Below are 16139 nucleotides of genomic sequence, written 5' to 3' on the forward strand. Positions count from 1 at the left end.
CGCTCTGTGTGTTGAGCGAATGGGTTCAGTCTAGGGAGCTCTTCCAGTTACGACTGTTAGGGGGTGTAAGCCTTTGTAATGAAAGCATCACCCCTCTTGAAATGCCGCCAAAGCCAACGCTGACAAGGCTTCACAGTCGTAAGACATGGCGAACGATTCGCCATGTTCTAAACGTCTTGTCACAGATTCAGAGATTCGGGGCGAGAGCGCGCTCCACAAAGGCACGGTCTTCACCGCTGCGGGCGATCATATCGTCCACCTGATCCTGGCCGATCTTACCCAGCGTGAAGTACGTGCTGTCCGGGTGCGACAGGTAGAAGCCCGACACGGACGCGGCCGGCGTCATCGCCAGTGCTTCGGTCAGGTCCATGCCGATTTCCTTGGCGTCGAGTACGCGGAACATGTCGCGCTTGACGGTGTGCTCTGGGCAGGCCGGGTAGCCGGGTGCGGGGCGGATGCCCTTGTACTCTTCGCGGATGAGCGCGTCGTTGTCGAGCGTTTCCGTCGCGGCATAGCCCCACAGGTCACGGCGCACGCGGGCGTGCAGGCATTCTGCAAAGCCTTCGGCAAAGCGGTCCGCCAGTGCCTTGAGCATGATCGCGCTGTAGTCGTCGTTGTCGGCTTCAAAAGCGGCTTCACGCTTTTGCACCCCGATGCCGCCGGTGACGGCAAACAGGCCGATGTAGTCGGCAATGCCGGTGTCCTTGGGCGCAATGAAATCAGCCAGGCAGCGGTTCGGGCGCATCACGCCATCGATGATCGGGCGCTCGCTCTGCTGGCGAATGTTGCGCCAGGTGAGCGCGACTTCCGAGCGCGATTCATCGGTGTAGATCTCAATGTCGTCGTCGTTGACGGTGTTGGCTGGCAGCAGCGCGATCACGCCGTTGGCCGTGAGCCAGCGCCCGGCGATCAGGCGCGCGAGCATGCTCTTGCCATCGGAGAACACCTTGCGGGCCGATTCGCCCACGATCTCGTCGTTGAGGATGTCGGGGAATTTGCCGGCCAGGTCCCACGTCTGGAAGAACGGGCCCCAGTCGATGTATTGCGACAGCTCGTCCAGATCGTAGTTGCGGAACACGCGGCGGCCGATGAACTTCGGCTTGGGCGGCGTGTAGTTCGACCAGTCGATCTTCGTCTTGTTGGCGCGCGCGGCGGCCAGCGACACCATCGGCGTGGCCTTCTTGTTGGCGTGCTGGGTGCGTATGCGGTCGTAGTCCGCATGCAGCTCTTCGACGTAGCGCGCGGCGCCTTCGTCCGACAGCAGGCTCGATGCCACGCTCACCGAGCGCGAAGCGTCCGGCACATACACGACCGGGCCTTCGTAATTCGGGGCGATCTTCACGGCGGTGTGCACGCGGCTCGTCGTGGCGCCGCCGATCAGCAGCGGAATCTTCTTCACGCGGAAGTAGTCATCGCGCTGCATTTCCGAGGCCACGTAGGCCATCTCTTCGAGCGACGGCGTGATCAGGCCCGACAGGCCGATGATGTCCGCGCCCTCGACCTTGGCCTTCGCCAGGATCTCGTTGCACGGGACCATCACGCCCATGTTCACGACTTCAAAGTTGTTGCACTGGAGCACGACGGTGACGATGTTCTTGCCGATGTCGTGCACGTCGCCCTTGACCGTGGCGATGACGATCTTGCCGCGCGAGCGCACGTCGCCACCGGCGGCTGCAATCTGGCGCTTCTCTTCTTCGATGAACGGAATCAGGTGGGCCACCGCCTGCTTCATCACGCGGGCGGATTTCACCACCTGCGGCAGGAACATCTTCCCGGCGCCGAACAGGTCGCCCACGACGTTCATGCCGTCCATCAGCGGGCCTTCGATCACTTGGATCGGGCGACCGCCGGCAGCAAAGATTTTCTGGCGGACTTCTTCGGTGTCTTCGACCACGTAATCGTTGATGCCGTGTACGAGCGCGTGGGCCAGGCGTTTTTCCACCGGCTCCTGGCGCCACGCGAGATTCTCTTCACGCTTGGTGCCGCCGCCCTTGTAGTTGTCGGCAATTTCCAGCAGGCGGTCGGTGGCATCCGGGCGGCGGTTGAGCACCACGTCTTCCACGCGGTCGCGCAACTCGGGGTCGAGGTTCTCGTACACACCGAGCTGGCCCGCGTTGACGATGCCCATGTCCATGCCCGCGCCAACGGCGTAGTACAGGAACACGGTGTGGATCGCCTCGCGCACCATCTCGTTGCCGCGGAACGAGAACGACACGTTCGACACGCCGCCGCTCACCTTCGCGTACGGCAGGTTCTGCTTGATCCAGCGCGTCGCCTCGATGAAGTCGACGGCGTAGTTGTTGTGCTCTTCGATGCCGGTCGCGACCGCGAAGATGTTTGGGTCGAAGATGATGTCTTCCGGCGCAAAGCCAACCTGGTTCACCAGGAAGTCATAGCTGCGTTTGCAGATCTCGGTTTTGCGCTGGAACGTGTCGGCCTGGCCTTGTTCATCGAAGGCCATCACCACGGCGGCGGCGCCGTAGCGCTTGATCAGCTTGGCGTGGTGCGCGAACTGTTCTTCGCCTTCCTTGAGCGAGATCGAGTTGACGATCGCCTTGCCCTGCACGCACTTCAGGCCCGCCTCGATCACGTCCCACTTGGACGAGTCGATCATGATCGGCACGCGCGCGATGTCCGGCTCGGAAGCGATCAGGTTCAAAAAGCGCACCATGGCCGCTTTCGAGTCCAACATCGCCTCGTCCATGTTGATGTCGATGACCTGCGCGCCGTTCTCGACCTGCTGGCGCGCCACGGCCAATGCCTCGTCGAACTGGCTGTTCAGGATCATGCGCGCGAACGCCTTGGACCCGGTGACGTTGGTGCGCTCACCAACGTTGACGAACAGCGTGCTCTCGCCGATGTTGAACGGTTCGAGGCCGGAGAGGCGCATGGGGTGGTCGGTCATGATCTTCTGATGCAAAGGGGGACGGCAGGGTGCAGGCGTTGTGTCGGGGCTCAGGCGGCGTCTTTGTACTGGCCGGGCCAGCCGCGCGGCTTGCGTTGCGCCACGCGCTCGGCAATCGCCTTGATGTGCTCGGGCGTGGTGCCGCAGCAGCCGCCCACCAGGTTCACCAGGCCGGCCGCGGCAAATTCATCGACCAGGCTGGAGGTGACGTCGGGCGTTTCATCAAAGCCCGTGTCGCTCATCGGGTTGGGCAAGCCGGCGTTCGGGTAGCACGAGACGGCGGTGTCGCAAATCTTCGCCAGCTCGGCAATGTACGGGCGCATCAGCGCGGCGCCCAGCGCGCAGTTCAGGCCGAAGGTAATCGGTTTGGCGTGGCGCAGGCTGTTCCAGAACGCTTCCACCGTCTGGCCCGAGAGGATGCGGCCCGAGGCGTCGGTCACGGTGCCGGAGATCATCACGGGCACACGCTCGCCGGTGTCCTCGAAGAGCTGGTCGATGGCGAACAGCGCCGCCTTGGCGTTGAGCGTGTCGAAGATGGTCTCGACTAGGAACACGTCAGCGCCGCCTTCGAGCAGCGCCTTGCCTTGCTCGTAATACGCGTCGCGCAGCGCGTCGAAGTTGACGTTGCGCGCGCCTGGGTCGTTCACGTCGGGCGAGATGCTGGCGGTCTTGGGCGTCGGGCCGAAGGCGCCGGCCACGAAGCGGGGCTTGTCCGGCGTGCTGTACTTGTCGCAGGCTTCACGCGCGATGCGGGCGGCCACGACGTTCATCTCGTAGGCCAGGTCCGCCATCTTGTAGTCTTCCTGCGCGATGGTTGTGGCGCCGAAGGTGTTGGTTTCGATCAGATCCGCGCCGGCGGCCAGGTACTGCTCATGGATTTCGCGGATGACCTCGGGGCGCGTGAGCAGCAGCAGCTCGTTATTGCCCTTCACGTCGATCGGGTGGTTGGCAAAGCGCTCGCCGCGGTATTGCGCCTCGGTCAGCTTGTAGCGCTGGATCATGGTGCCCATCGCGCCGTCCAGGACGAGGATGCGCTCGCGCAGCAGCGCGGGCAGGTTGGCGGCACGGGTGTAGGGCAGGGGCGCGGTCATGGAGGACTCCGAGGTGCATCGGCCGGTCGGCGATTCAAAATTTGCGGCCAAAGACGAATTTTACCAGTCGCATCAATGACTTGCCGCCGTTGTGGGCAATCGCGCTCCTATAATCCACATCACGCCATTCGCCTGACTCTGATCGCCACCATGCAACTTCTCGATCCCACCGACGCTCACACCTTCCTGCAGCGCACGCCCGCCGCGCTTTTCATTGACTGCCGCAGCGAAATGGAACACCTGTTTGTCGGCCATCCGGTCGGCTCGCACCACGTGTCGTGGAACGACGGCCCGCACTGGGAGGTGAACCCGGAGTTCGTGTCGACGGTGCGCAAGCTCTCGGGCCACGGTACCGAACGCCCGATCGTACTGATCTGTCGCAGTGGCAACCGCTCGTCGGCGGCGGCCCATGCGCTGGAGGAAGCGGGGTTCCGTGATGTCCGTGTCGTGCGTCACGGGTTCGAGGGCGATCTGGATGGCACGCGCCATCGCAACACCCTCAACGGCTGGCGGCATGCGGGCATGCCCTGGGAGCAGTGCTGAGGCGAAAACTATCGGTGCGATAGTTGGTTTGCGCATGAAAAAACGCCCGGCAGCACCAAGCTCCGGGCGTTTTTTCTGGGTTCGTCGGGCGGGCCTGCTGCCCGCGCTGATCGACTTCAGTGCATCGTGACGGGCTGCGTCATCACCGAGTCGAACTTGCCGAGGAAGTCGTCGACTTCTTCTGCCGTCGGTTCACTGGCGATCAGCCGTTTCACATCCTCGCGGAAATGCTCGGCAAGCTCGCCGCCGAGGAAGATTTCACGTTTGAGGTTCTTGTCGACGATCTCGTAGCCGCCTGCGGCAAGCATGGCGTGTTGGCCGTCTACACCGAACTCGACAACGCAGTAGTTGTCGCTGTTGTAGATCATTTGCATGGTGCACCTCCGAGGCGTCAATCGTCTTGCTGTTGTTGGGACTGCTCTACTGCTGCACCGGGTAGATGGGGCTAGCGATCCTGACTTCAAGGGCCGATCATTTCCCGCGTTCCAGATCGTGTTTCGCCCCATCTACTCCTTGGGCTTAATCATTGGTCAGAAAGTTCGCGAACGCGAGGCGGAATGTGTGACGCGCGTTGTTATCGCGTAACAAGACCTTTCCATGTCTGCATCGAATGGTGCAAGCCGCCTTCCCCCATTCGATGGGTAGACGACGGGCCATGTGAGGGGCGCCTGCAACTATCGGCAGGGCAAGGACACCTCAGGGCGTGTCACATTGGCTGCCGCACCCTGCATGCCCGAGGAATTCATCCAGATCGGCGAGGAAGGCCTCGTCCTGTTCGATGGGGGCGAGATGGGCTGCGCGCGGCATCACTTTCAAGCGCGCGTTGGGAATGCGCGAGGCCATTTCGCGTGCCACTTCCACGGGCGCGCCGGCGTCTTCCTCGCCCGTCATGACAAGTGTGGGACAGGCGATGCGTGCGAGCCCGCCGCGTGTGTCGAGCGCCTTGATGGCGAGGCATGCGCCCACGTAACCGTGTGGTGGCGTGGCGCGCAGCAGCGTGCGGATGCGCTCGACCACATCGGGATGGGCTTCGCGGTAAGGCGTGGTCAACCAGCGCTGCAGCGTGGGCTCGACAATGCCGCCCATGCCGTGCGCTTCCACTTGGCCGATGCGCTCGTCCCACATCGCATGCGCCGTCACGGGCGTGACACACACGGTGTCACACAGCGTGAGCGAGAGCAGCCGCTGCGGATGCCGCACGCCCAGGATCTGCGCGACCATGCCGCCCATCGATAGCCCGATGAAATGTACCTGCGGAATCAACAGCGCATCGAGCAGGCCGGCCGCATCGTCGGCCATCTGGAAGAGCGTGTAGGCGCCGTGCGGGGCGGTGGTCTTGCCGTGGCCGCGCGCATCGTAGCGCAGCACGCGGTGGCGCGCGGCAAGGTGCTGGGCGATGTCGTCCCACAGTTGGTGGTCGACGCCCAGCGCGTGCGCGAGCATGACCCAAGGGCCATCGGCGCCGTCGATGCGGTAGTGGATGTCGATGCCGTTGGCGTGCACGGTGCCGGAGCTGGTGACAGCGTTGGTACTCATGGTTAGCCCCCTTCCTCGGACTGATAGACGAGCTCGAACTGCATGCCGTTGGGCTCGGTCTGGCGCAGGCGTACCGGCAGCCAGCCGCGTTCGGCGGACAGCCAGATCTCGACGCGCCGCTGGTCGCCTTCGCGGCGCGGCAGCCGTATGAAGTGCTGTGCACGGATTGTGCCCTCGGGCGTGTCGATGGTGTCTTCGCCGACATGCTGCACGCGCGCGACTTCCACGCTATCGGTATCGGCGATGGGGATTTCCAGCGTCAGGCCTGGGCTGGTGAAGCGCTCGGGGTTGCCACGCACCAGTCCAGTCAGTTGCAGGAATACGCTGAAGCGATCTTGCGTGCCCACCGGCAGCGGCAGTACGTTGGGCGTGCGCGTGAATGTGATGGTGGGCGCGCCCGGTACGCCGGACGCGGGTGCCGCTTCAGCGTAGTGGAAGGTCGTCACATCAGGTTGTCGGCGCCCGCGCACTTCTTCATAGCGTGCCGGGGTCAGGCCGTATGTATCGATCGCGCCGTTGCTGCGGAAGGCGAGTGATCCGAAGAACAGCGGCAGCGGAATTTCGACCGACAGCGTGTAAGTTTTGCCGTCTGTGGTCCAGCGGATGACCCCGTCTTCATTGCGCACACCGTTGACGTAGGTGGCGTAGTGCAGCGTGGCCGAGGGCGGTGGCGAGAAGCGCGCTTCGGGGGCAGGCGGCGCGCTGCCTTCCATGCCTTCGCCGCCCAGGTCGCGGATCATGCCGGTGTCTGCAGAGGCACCCGCAGCGGCGCCCATCGGGGTGTCGGCGTCCTCAGGCGCCGGCACCGCTGCCTGCGCGGGAGCCGGAGCGGGTTGGGGTGGTGCTCCGCGCGGCTTGGGCGGCGCGGGTTTCGGCTGCGCCTTGGGGGCGGGCGGAACCGGTGGCTTGACGGGTTCCGGCTGCAGCAGCAACGTTGGGACGATCTGTTCCGGTTCGGGCGGCCACGTCATCTGGTGGCTGCGCGCGATCCATACAACGGCAATGCCGTGCACAACCAGCACCGCCAGTGCGATCAGCCCCCAGCGGCGCCAGCGGCGTACGCGCGTAGCCGTCTGGTCTTCAGGGTTGCGGGGCAAGGGGTGCAACGTATCCAAGGTCGGCGGAGAGCTGTTGTGCGGCCTGCCGCAAGCGCCGCTCCAGCGGGCTGCTCCACGTGGTGTCGAAGGTGCTCTGCGCGCCCAGGGCGATCAATACAAGGCACAACTGGCCGTTGGCGTCGAACACCGGCAGCGACATCGCGTTGATGCCCGGCAGCACGCCGCCGTGGATGCGCGAGGCGCCATGCGTGCGCACGTCGGCACACAGGGCGTCGTAGGCGGTGAGTGTGCGCGGCAGTTCGGGGTTGTCGTCCGCCTTGGCGGCGGCGCGTTCCAGCTCGCGCAGGATGAAAGGTTGCGTTTGCGCGCGCGGCAGGTAGGCGCCGAACACGCGGCCGGTGGCCGAGTTGAGCATCGGCATCACGTCGCCCAGACGCAGGCTGACCGTGACGGGGTGGCTGGCTTCTTCCCAGTGAACGATGGCCGGGCCCAGGTTGCCCCACACGGCCAGGCCGATGGTGTGATCGATCTCATCGCGCAGGGCGGCGGCGGCCGGGCGGGCGCGGCGCATCGGGTCTTGCCGGTTCAGGCTCACCAGCCCCATTTCCAGCGCGAAGGGGCCGAGGTCGTAACGGCCGTCGGGCGTTTGTGTGACCAGCCCGAGGCGCGCAAAGCTCACCAGATAACGGTGCGCCTTGGCGGGGTTCATGGGCGCGGCGCGCGCCAGATCGCGCAGCATCATCGGGCCGTTGGTATGCGTGAGCACCTCCAGCAGCCGGAAGCCGACTTCGATGGACTGGATGCCTGAGCGCGCGGGTGAGTCATCGGACGCGATGTCGCCGTCAACATCGGTCTCCAGGTCGAGATCAGCGTCGGTGGGCAGCGTGGACATGGTCGGCTGTGGGGTCAGTGCAGTAGGTCGGTTCGGCCCAGTTTAGCCGATGCATGGTGTAGCATCCGCGCAGCTTTTCTCCGCACACGACGCCCATGAAACTCGCCACCCTCAAGGATGGCTCGCGCGACGGCCAACTGGCCGTGGTCTCGCGCGACCTGAAGACCGCGCACTACGCCACGCACATCGCCGGGACGCTGCAACGCGTGCTGGACGACTGGGTCTTCTATGCACCGCAGCTGCAGGATCTGTACGAGCAGCTCAACACCGGCCGTGCCCGGCATCCGTTTGCGTTCAATGCGGCCCAGTGCATGGCGCCGCTGCCGCGCGCGTACCAGTGGGCAGACGGCTCAGCCTACGTGAACCACGTGGAGCTGGTACGCAAGGCCCGCGGCGCCGAGATGCCCCCTGAGTTCTGGACCGACCCGCTGATGTATCAGGGCGGCTCGGACGATCTGGCCGGCGCGCATGACCCCATCGTCTGCCGCAGCGAGGCCTTCGGCATCGATTTCGAGGCCGAGGTGGCCGTCATCACCGGCGACGTGCCGATGGGCACCGAGCCCGCCGCTGCCGCTGAGGGCATCCGCCTGGTCGTGCTCGCCAATGACGTGTCGCTGCGCAACCTGATTCCGGCGGAACTCGCCAAGGGTTTCGGCTTCTTCCAGAGCAAGCCGGCGACGGCGTTCTCGCCCGTGGCGATCACGCCTGATGAGTTGGGCGACGCCTGGCGCGAACGCAAGGTGCACCTGCCGATGACGGTGCGCTGGAACAACAGACGCGTCGGCCAGCCCGAGTGCGGCACCGACATGGTGTTCGACTTCGGCCAGTTGATCGCGCACATCTGCAAGACGCGCAACGTGCGTGCGGGCAGCATCGTCGGCTCGGGCACGATCTCCAACGTGGACCGCAGCAAGGGGTACGCCTGCATTGCCGAGAAACGCATGCTGGAAACCATCGAATCCGGCGCACCCGCGACCGAATTCATGCGCTACGGCGATACGGTGAAGATCGAGATGTTCGACGCCAATGGCGTGTCGATCTTCGGGGCAATCGATCAGGAAGTCGTCGCGCCCGGCACGCAAGACTGAGTGCTACGCTGATTCAGGTGCAGCCTTCGCGCGGCGCCCCCGCTTAGGTTGCGCAGTACCGGCCGTCAGTGCCTGACCGTGGTAGCCCAGCCGCAGCGACAGCGCCCGCCCGGCCTCGCGCAGCAGCCGTGAGGCCGGCCCCTCCAATGTGGCGTCGAACACGCTGGACAAGCCCAGCGCCGTGATGGCCCCTGCCAGCTTGCCTTGCGCATCCAGCACCGGCACGGCCACCGAATCGATGCCGTTGATGAGCGTGCCGGCAATGCGCGCCACGCCTTCGTGGCGCACCGTTTGCCAGCGCGCGCGGCAGTTCAGCCAATCGGTCAGGCCAGCCTTGCCGGCACCGGGGCCGCGCAGTTCGCGGTCGATGAGCGAGACGATCTGAATTTCGGGCATCCAGGCGGCACACGCCTGGCCGGTCGCCGAGTTCAGCAGCGGCATGGCCGAGCCCACCCGTACATTCACCGTCACCGGCCGGCCACCGTCTTCCCAGCGCACGATCACCGGGCCGCGCTGGGTCCAGATCGACAGGAACACGCTCTCGTTCAGCCGCTCGGCCAGCTTGGGCAGCATGTTGCTGCCTTCGCGGACGAAATCCACGTCGGACAGCGCCGACAGCCCCACTTGCAGTGCCTGCGCGCCGAGCCGGTAGCGCGCCGAGGCCGGGTCCTGCTCGACAAAGCCCATGCGCTCCAGCGACACCAGATAACGATGCACCTTGGCGCGCGGCATGCCGAGCTGCCGGCCCAGCTCGGAGACGGCGTGTGCGCCGCCTGTGCGCGCCATCTCCAGGAGCACCGTCAGCGCGATTTCGGCGGACTGGATGCCGGCGCTGGCGCGCTCGGCGGGGGCATCGTCCGGCGGGAGGTCATCGGGAAGATCAGGAAGATCGTCAGCGGGGAGCATCTTGAAGTCTCAGGTGTCGCTTTATAAGATACGCGTTACGCAAAAAGATACAGCCGGCGTGGCAGCCCTGCGCGCTGGAAAAGACACCGAGAATCCGGAGACACCATGAAGCTGTCGATCTTTTCCGTGCAGGACCACTATCCGGACCGGCACCGCAGTCTGCCGCAACTCTACACAGACGTCATCGCCCAGGCGCGCCATGCGGAGGCGCTCGGCTACGACACGTTCTGGGTGGCCGAGCACCACTTTCACGAGTACGGTGCAGTACCCAACCCTGCGGTTTTTCTCTCACACCTGGCCGCGCAGACGCAGCGCTTGCGCCTGGGCACCGCCATCTCGATTCTCACGTTCCATCATCCGGCGACCGTGGCCGAGAACTACGCGATGGTCGATGCGCTCTCGGGCGGGCGGCTGTCGCTGGGCGTGGGCTCGGGCTACCTGAAGCACGAGTTCGAGGGCTACGACGTTGACCCGGCTATCAAACGCGAGCGCTTTGACGAAGCGCTGATGCTGGTCGAACGTTTGCTCTCCGGCGAGTGCGTGCGCCACGAAGGCCAGTTCCACACGCTGCGCGACGTGCGTCTGAACGTGTTGCCTGTGCAGGCAAGGGTGCCGATCCACGTGGCGATCCTGCGGCGCGAAGCGGCGTACCACATCGGGCGGCAGGGGCGGCGCATGCTGTTCGTGCCGTACGCCTCGGTGGACGGCTTTGATGACATCCGCCTGCTGATGGATGACTACCGGCGCGGCTTGGCCGAGGCGGGCATCCATGACGCGCGCGGCATGGCGGCGGTGGCGTTGCACACGCATGTCGGCCCAACGGACGCTGCGGTGCGGGAGGCGGCTGCGGCGCCGTTCGACCTGTATGTCGCCACGCGGCTTTACGCACGCCGGCAAACGTATGACGACGTGCTGGCGAGCGGCCTGTCCCTGTTCGGCACCCCTGATGCCGTGGCCGAGAAGCTTGCGCGGCTGTCCGACATGGGTGTCGACCATGTGATGGCGCTGCATAACTTCGGCCTGATGCCGCAGCCGGTCGTGCTGGAATCGATGCGCGCGCTGGTGGAAGATGCGCTGCCGCGCGCCGGCCTGAAGGCACTGGCTGCCTAGATTCTCTTTCAGCGCGTGCGGCCCTAGAATCACGGCCGGACCGAGCTGAGGGCACGTCATGGAACTACGTTTCCGGATCAGCGCCGAGCAATGCCAGGCGCTGGCCGATCGCATTACCGCCAAACGCATCGCGCGGATCGCCGCCAGGAAGGTGGCCATGCAGGCGCGCATCGATGCCTTTCTCCAGCGGAGTCTGGCGTTCGTTTTGCTGGTGATTCCGCTTGCGGTGGTTGCTCTGATGCGGCTGATGGCCTCGTCGGGCCAAGGCGTTATTGCAACGTGGTTGCCCTTTGCGGTAGCCGCGTTCATCTACGGCCTGCTCTGGTGGCGCTACGGCTTGGCGTTGGCCCGCTTCGTCCTGCGTATCGCGCAGTGGTTCCGGGCACGGCTGGACCGAATCACCGATCCTTTTATCGCGAACATCACCCGGCGATCGGTGCAGCGCAGTGTGGCGCGCCTGGAAGGGCTCCACCGCTGGGAGTTGTCACCGGCCGCGCTGTCGGTGCAGGGGCCTTCCGGCAAGACGGCGGTGATCCCGTGGCAGAAGATCGCGCGCCTGCACGACCTGGGCGATGTTTACCAACTCTTCACGCGCACGTCGTCGCGCTTTGGGCTGGCGTACTACCTGGCCAAGTCCAGCTCTGAAATGGATGCCGACGCCTATGGCGACGCGCTGCGCCAGCTGGCCGAGCGCGTGCCGGAGCAGACCGCAGCAGCCTGAGCGGGCGCCGGACGCCCGGGCGCGCCCGCATCGCCAAACCGCCGCAAAACCGCTACGCTTTCTCCCAAAACCACGGGAGGAGACACCCATGCGGCGACTGATGCAACGACCGAATTGGCGACATGCAGGCGTACTGGTTGGTTTTGCCTTGCTTTCCTCTGCCGCGCTGGCGGATATCCGCATCGGCGTGACGGTGTCCGCCACGGGCCCACAGGCTTCGCTCGGATTCCCCGAGAAGAACGCCACCAAGCTGTGGCCGCAAGAGATCGCGGGCGAGAAGGTCGAGGTCATCGTGCTCGACGACGCGTCCGACACAACGCGCGCCGTCACCAATACGCGCAAGTTGATGACGGAGTCCAACGTGGACCTGATCGTCGGCTCGTCCACCACGCCCAACACGCTGGCGATGATCGACGTGGCGGCCGAGGGCAAGACGCCGGTGATCTCGCTGGCGTCGTCCGCCCGGCTGATCGAGCCGATGGACGCGCACCGCCGCTGGATCTTCAAGACACCGCATTCGGATTCGCACATGGCGTCGCTCATTGCCGAGCACGCCGCTGCGCACGGCGTGAAGACCATCGCCTATATCGGTTTTGCCAACGCGCTGGGCGAAGCCTTCCTGACCGAGGTGCAGCGCTTTGCCGACCTCAAGCAGATCCGCATCACCGATACCGAGCGCTTTTCGCCCACCGACAACAGCGTGACGGCCCAGGTGCTGCATTTGCTGGCGAGTAAGCCGGATGCCGTGGTCATCGGTGCCTCCGGCACACCGGCCGCGCTGCCGGCCCGCGCGCTGGCCGAGCGCGGTTACACCGGCAAGATCTACTTCAACCATGGTGTGTCCAACAACGAGTTCCTCAAGCTGTGCGGTAAGGAGTGCGAGGGCGCCTACGTGCCCACCGGCCCGGTGATGGTCGCGGCACAGTTACCCGACAGCAATCCGGCCAAGGCGCAGGCGCTCGACTTCACCCGCCGCTACGAGGCCGCGTTCGGCAAACGTACGGTGTCGATCTTCGCTGCCTACACGGGCGACATCGGCCTGCTGCTGCAGCGCGCCGTGCCGGTGGCGCTCAAGCGCGCCAAGCCGGGCACGCCAGCCTTCCGCGAAGCCCTGCGCGATGCGCTCGAGCACGTGCACGACCTGCCGACCAGCACCGGCGTCGTCAACATGAGCCCGAAAGACCATGTCGGTCTGGACCAGCGTGCCCGCGTGATGGCGCAGATACGCCGTGGTGAATGGCGTCTGGCCGACGAGGCAAAGTAACCATGCCGCACATCCGGCGTTGCAGGCGCGGCCTCATCCGCTATGCTTGATTCACATTCCGACCCATCATGACCTCGCTCGCTCCCCGCTTCGCCCGTTATCAGGCGCTCACGCTCGTCCAGCACGGCCCCATCCTCGAGATCGTGATGGGCGCCGCCCAGTCGACCAATCGCAAGCTTTCCACCGCAGACGCCAGCCTGCACCGGGAACTGGCCGAGATCTGGCGCGATGTCTCCGCCGAGCCCTCGGTGCGCGTGGCGCTCATCCGGGGTGAGGGCAAGGGCTTCTCGGCCGGCGGCGATTTGCACCTGGTCGAGCAGATGGCCGACGACTTTGACGTGCGCACGCGTGTCTGGCACGAGGCTCGCGACCTCGTCTACAACATCATCAACTGCGACAAGCCCATCGTCAGCGCCATGCATGGCCCGGCCGTGGGCGCAGGGCTGGTGGCTGGATTGCTGGCGGACATCTCGATTGCTGCGAAGGATGCGCGCATCGTCGATGGCCATACGCGCCTGGGCGTGGCGGCGGGCGACCATGCGGCGATCGTCTGGCCGCTGCTGTGCGGCATGGCCCGCGCCAAGTACTACCTGCTGCTGTGCGAATCCGTGACCGGCGATGAAGCCGAGCGCATTGGTCTCGTGTCACTGGCGGTGGATGAGAAGGACCTCATCAACCGCGCATTCGAGATTGCGGAGCGTTTGGCCGCCGGTTCGCAAACGGCCATCCGCTGGACCAAGTATGCATTGAACAACTGGCTGCGCCTGGCAGGGCCGAGCTTTGATACCTCGCTGGCGCTTGAGTTCATGGGATTTGCCGGCCCCGACGTGCGCGAAGGCATTGCCAGCCTGCGCCAGAAGCGCCCGCCCACGTTCGATGGCACCTGATAGATGGCACCTGAGCGTGCTCGATTCACGACCGATTTCGTAGGAGACACCATGTTCACCCAGATGCCCAACTTCGCTGAAGGCGGCTTTGAATTTCTGCGCAAGCTGTGGGGCGGCGGCCTGGCAGGGATGGCCGGTGGCGCAATGCCCAGCATGGCCAATTTTGCGGCACCGCCGATGGACCTGGAGGAGCTCGACAAGCGCATCCACGATCTGCGCGCCGTGGAGAGCTGGCTGCAACTGAACGCCAGCCTGCTGCGCACCGCGATCCAGGGGTTGGAGGTACAGCGCGCAACGCTGGTCGCACTGCAAACGTTCGGCTCTGCGCTGTCGCCCGATGCAATGAAGGCCACGTTCGACGGGCTGTCGGGTAGCGAGGCCAAGGCCGCCGCCGAGTCCAAGCCGGCGTGGCCGCATACCTCCACGGCAAAGGCCGCCGAAGCCGAGGAGCCGCCCGAAGACGAAGCCGAGATCGAAGCGGAAGACACCGATGATGACGAGGCCGAGGCGAAGGCGCAGTCCGCCGCCGAGGCGCATGCACAGGCGCAGGCCGCCGCGCGCGCTGCCGCTGCAGCACTGGACCCGTCACCGTGGTGGAACATGCTGCAGCAGCAGTTCAACCAGATCGCCAGTTCCGCCGCAGCGGCCATGCCCATGCCGCAGAGCCTGATGCCGGGCTTCCCGACAGGATTCCCAGGGTTTGGTGGTGCGCCGGGTGCAGAGGGGCTGGACTCGGCACCGGAAGACATCGAAGAGAAGACCGCACCGGCCGCGCCAAAGCGCACGGCAGCCAAGCAGACAGCGAAGCCGGCCGCCAAGGCGCCCGCAGGCAAGACCGCCGGGCCCGCGACCAAGAAAGCCGCTGCCAAGAAGGCTCCCGCCAAAACCGCGGCCAAGAAAGCGCCGGCCAAGACTTCGGCGCACAAGCCGACCAACGACACCCCCTGATCGATGTCGATCGACTGCACCGCGCTGTTGATGATGGGCGGCGGCGGCCGCGCCGCCTATCAGGTAGGCGTGCTGCGCGGCATTGCACGACTGGCGCGCGAGTACGCACCGGGCGTCGCGCGCGCGCCGTTCGACGTGATCTGCGGCACTTCGGCCGGGGCCATCAACAGCCTCGGCATGGCACGCGGTGCGCAGGATTTCACGCAGGCCACCGAGGCGCTTACCCAGCTCTGGGCGAACTTGCATGCGGACCGCGTCTATCGCACCGATGTCGGCCGCGTTGGCGCCAGCGGCACGCGCTGGTTGACCGCATTGGCATTCGGCTGGTTGACCGGCCACACGCCGCGCGCGCTGTTCGACAACACCCCGCTGCGTGAACTGCTGGAGTCGCAACACGATGGCCAGCAGGTGCAGGCCGCCTTCGACGCTGGCGCGTTGCGCGCATTGGCCATCACGGCGCTGTCGTACACGACCGGGCGCCACGTCACGTTCTATCAGTCGCCGCACGTGGTCTTGCCGTGGCGGCGCTCGCAGCGGATTGCGGTGGCCGATCAGATTGGCGTGTCGCACATGCTGGCTTCGTCGAGCATTCCATTCATCTTTCCCGCGCAGTCCTTGCAGCTCGATGGCAACGACGAGTGGTTCGGCGATGGCACGATGCGGCAGATGTCGCCGCTGAGCCCGGCCATTCATCTGGGGGCGAATCGCATTCTGGTGGTGGGGGCGGCCTCGCGTTCGCAGCCGGGGTGGTACGACACGGTGCCGGCGTCCGGCTATCCGTCGTTGGCGCAGATTGCCGGGCAGGCGCTGGCAAGCATCTTTCTCGATGGGTTGTCAGCCGACATCGAACGGCTGCAGCACATCAACTCAATGGTGAGCCGCAACCCCGAGATTGCCGACGCGCGCGACGGCTGGCGCAAGATCGAAGTGCTGGTGATGGCGCCGTCCGAGCGCATCGAGCTGATCGCCTCGCGCCACGTGCAGCGCCTGCCGAGCACGGTACGCGCGCTGCTCAAGCCGTTGGGCGGTACCGAAGCGCGCGGTGCGGCGTTCGCCAGCTATCTGCTGTTTGAGCCGGAATACACCCAGGAGCTGATCGACCTGGGCGAGCGCGATGTCGAGGCGCGGCGCGATGAACTGGCCGCGTTTCTCTACGGCGTGGTGCCGGACACCATGCGCGTTGCCTGATC

The 16139-nt window shown here is 65.4% G+C and carries 15 protein-coding genes; 8 read left to right on the forward strand and 7 right to left on the reverse strand.

The genetic code is table 11. The features are described from left to right. Window positions 1-187: 187 nt before the first annotated feature. Both metH and PI87_RS17105 read right to left on the reverse strand, forming a co-directional pair. Window positions 188-2905 (reverse strand): methionine synthase, encoded by a 2718-nt coding sequence (gene metH / locus PI87_RS17100; protein WP_039598926.1) that lies wholly within the window; start codon window positions 2903-2905, stop codon window positions 188-190. A gap of 50 nt (window positions 2906-2955) precedes the next feature. Beyond that, a complete protein-coding gene (locus PI87_RS17105) occupies window positions 2956-3996 on the reverse strand; it encodes a homocysteine S-methyltransferase family protein (protein WP_039598927.1) in 1041 nt (346 codons plus the stop codon). A gap of 150 nt (window positions 3997-4146) precedes the next feature. On the opposite strand from PI87_RS17105, the gene PI87_RS17110 reads away from it, so the two are divergent. Further along, a complete protein-coding gene (locus PI87_RS17110) occupies window positions 4147-4539 on the forward strand; it encodes a rhodanese-like domain-containing protein (RefSeq protein ID WP_039598928.1) in 393 nt (130 codons plus the stop codon). Between the two features lie 116 nt (window positions 4540-4655). On the opposite strand, the gene PI87_RS17115 is transcribed toward PI87_RS17110, so the two are convergent. From PI87_RS17115 to PI87_RS17130, 4 genes are all read right to left on the reverse strand, one after another. Then, window positions 4656-4913 carry a BTH_I0359 family protein gene (locus PI87_RS17115; RefSeq protein ID WP_021196257.1) on the reverse strand — a complete coding sequence of 86 codons (258 nt, stop codon included), beginning with the start codon at window positions 4911-4913 and terminating at the stop codon, window positions 4656-4658. A 322-nt stretch (window positions 4914-5235) separates the two neighbouring features. After that, entirely contained in the window at window positions 5236-6075 is an 840-nt protein-coding gene (locus tag PI87_RS17120) for an alpha/beta fold hydrolase (protein ID WP_039598929.1), read from the reverse strand. 2 nt (window positions 6076-6077) lie between these two features. Then, a complete protein-coding gene (locus tag PI87_RS17125; RefSeq protein WP_039598930.1) occupies window positions 6078-7190 on the reverse strand; it encodes a DUF3108 domain-containing protein in 1113 nt (370 codons plus the stop codon). Continuing rightward, window positions 7156-8025 carry an IclR family transcriptional regulator gene (locus PI87_RS17130; RefSeq protein ID WP_039598931.1) on the reverse strand — a complete coding sequence of 290 codons (870 nt, stop codon included), beginning with the start codon at window positions 8023-8025 and terminating at the stop codon, window positions 7156-7158. The genes PI87_RS17125 and PI87_RS17130 overlap by 35 nt, the downstream gene beginning before the upstream one ends. Before the next feature lie 95 nt (window positions 8026-8120). Between PI87_RS17130 and PI87_RS17135 the strand changes: the two genes are divergently transcribed. Then, window positions 8121-9113 carry a fumarylacetoacetate hydrolase family protein gene (locus PI87_RS17135; RefSeq protein WP_039598932.1) on the forward strand — a complete coding sequence of 331 codons (993 nt, stop codon included), beginning with the start codon at window positions 8121-8123 and terminating at the stop codon, window positions 9111-9113. Window positions 9114-9116: 3 nt separating this feature from the next. Here PI87_RS17135 and PI87_RS17140 read toward each other — a convergent pair whose 3' ends face one another. Further along, the gene (locus PI87_RS17140; protein WP_039598933.1) at window positions 9117-10019 is read right to left on the reverse strand and encodes an IclR family transcriptional regulator; all 903 of its coding nucleotides are present in this window, start codon (window positions 10017-10019) and stop codon (window positions 9117-9119) included. 105 nt (window positions 10020-10124) lie between these two features. Here PI87_RS17140 and PI87_RS17145 point away from each other — a divergent pair, with 105 nt between their 5' ends. The 6 genes from PI87_RS17145 (at window position 10125) to PI87_RS17170 (ending at window position 16137) form a co-directional block, all read left to right on the forward strand. Beyond that, the gene (locus PI87_RS17145) at window positions 10125-11129 is read left to right on the forward strand and encodes an LLM class flavin-dependent oxidoreductase (protein ID WP_039598934.1); all 1005 of its coding nucleotides are present in this window, start codon (window positions 10125-10127) and stop codon (window positions 11127-11129) included. Between the two features lie 58 nt (window positions 11130-11187). Beyond that, the gene (locus tag PI87_RS17150) at window positions 11188-11850 is read left to right on the forward strand and encodes a hypothetical protein (RefSeq protein WP_039598935.1); all 663 of its coding nucleotides are present in this window, start codon (window positions 11188-11190) and stop codon (window positions 11848-11850) included. 100 nt (window positions 11851-11950) lie between these two features. Then, window positions 11951-13114, forward strand: a complete 1164-nt coding sequence (locus PI87_RS17155) for an ABC transporter substrate-binding protein (protein WP_039599180.1) — start codon at window positions 11951-11953, stop codon at window positions 13112-13114. Window positions 13115-13182: 68 nt separating this feature from the next. Continuing rightward, the gene (locus PI87_RS17160; protein ID WP_039598936.1) at window positions 13183-14001 is read left to right on the forward strand and encodes an enoyl-CoA hydratase/isomerase family protein; all 819 of its coding nucleotides are present in this window, start codon (window positions 13183-13185) and stop codon (window positions 13999-14001) included. A gap of 51 nt (window positions 14002-14052) precedes the next feature. Further along, window positions 14053-14949 carry a PhaM family polyhydroxyalkanoate granule multifunctional regulatory protein gene (locus PI87_RS17165; protein ID WP_039598937.1) on the forward strand — a complete coding sequence of 299 codons (897 nt, stop codon included), beginning with the start codon at window positions 14053-14055 and terminating at the stop codon, window positions 14947-14949. Window positions 14950-14958: 9 nt separating this feature from the next. Then, window positions 14959-16137, forward strand: a complete 1179-nt coding sequence (locus PI87_RS17170) for a patatin-like phospholipase family protein (protein ID WP_198139581.1) — start codon at window positions 14959-14961, stop codon at window positions 16135-16137. The last annotated feature ends 2 nt before the right edge of the window (window positions 16138-16139 follow it).

Origin of the sequence: Ralstonia sp. A12 (assembly GCF_000801955.1) — a bacterium.
In the GTDB taxonomy this organism is placed as follows: Bacteria; Pseudomonadota; Gammaproteobacteria; order Burkholderiales; family Burkholderiaceae; genus Ralstonia.

Coding starts and splice junctions, on each gene's coding strand:
- PI87_RS17120 (WP_039598929.1), bottom strand. CDS start 6,075: ATGAGTACCAACGCTGTCACCAGCTCCGGCACCGTGCACGCCAACGGC.
- PI87_RS17105 (WP_039598927.1), bottom strand. CDS start 3,996: ATGACCGCGCCCCTGCCCTACACCCGTGCCGCCAACCTGCCCGCGCTG.
- PI87_RS17115 (WP_021196257.1), bottom strand. CDS start 4,913: ATGCAAATGATCTACAACAGCGACAACTACTGCGTTGTCGAGTTCGGT.
- PI87_RS17165 (WP_039598937.1), top strand. CDS start 14,053: ATGTTCACCCAGATGCCCAACTTCGCTGAAGGCGGCTTTGAATTTCTG.
- PI87_RS17160 (WP_039598936.1), top strand. CDS start 13,183: ATGACCTCGCTCGCTCCCCGCTTCGCCCGTTATCAGGCGCTCACGCTC.
- PI87_RS17140 (WP_039598933.1), bottom strand. CDS start 10,019: ATGCTCCCCGCTGACGATCTTCCTGATCTTCCCGATGACCTCCCGCCG.
- PI87_RS17150 (WP_039598935.1), top strand. CDS start 11,188: ATGGAACTACGTTTCCGGATCAGCGCCGAGCAATGCCAGGCGCTGGCC.
- PI87_RS17130 (WP_039598931.1), bottom strand. CDS start 8,025: ATGTCCACGCTGCCCACCGACGCTGATCTCGACCTGGAGACCGATGTT.
- PI87_RS17110 (WP_039598928.1), top strand. CDS start 4,147: ATGCAACTTCTCGATCCCACCGACGCTCACACCTTCCTGCAGCGCACG.
- PI87_RS17145 (WP_039598934.1), top strand. CDS start 10,125: ATGAAGCTGTCGATCTTTTCCGTGCAGGACCACTATCCGGACCGGCAC.
- PI87_RS17155 (WP_039599180.1), top strand. CDS start 11,951: ATGCAACGACCGAATTGGCGACATGCAGGCGTACTGGTTGGTTTTGCC.
- metH (WP_039598926.1), bottom strand. CDS start 2,905: ATGACCGACCACCCCATGCGCCTCTCCGGCCTCGAACCGTTCAACATC.
- PI87_RS17135 (WP_039598932.1), top strand. CDS start 8,121: ATGAAACTCGCCACCCTCAAGGATGGCTCGCGCGACGGCCAACTGGCC.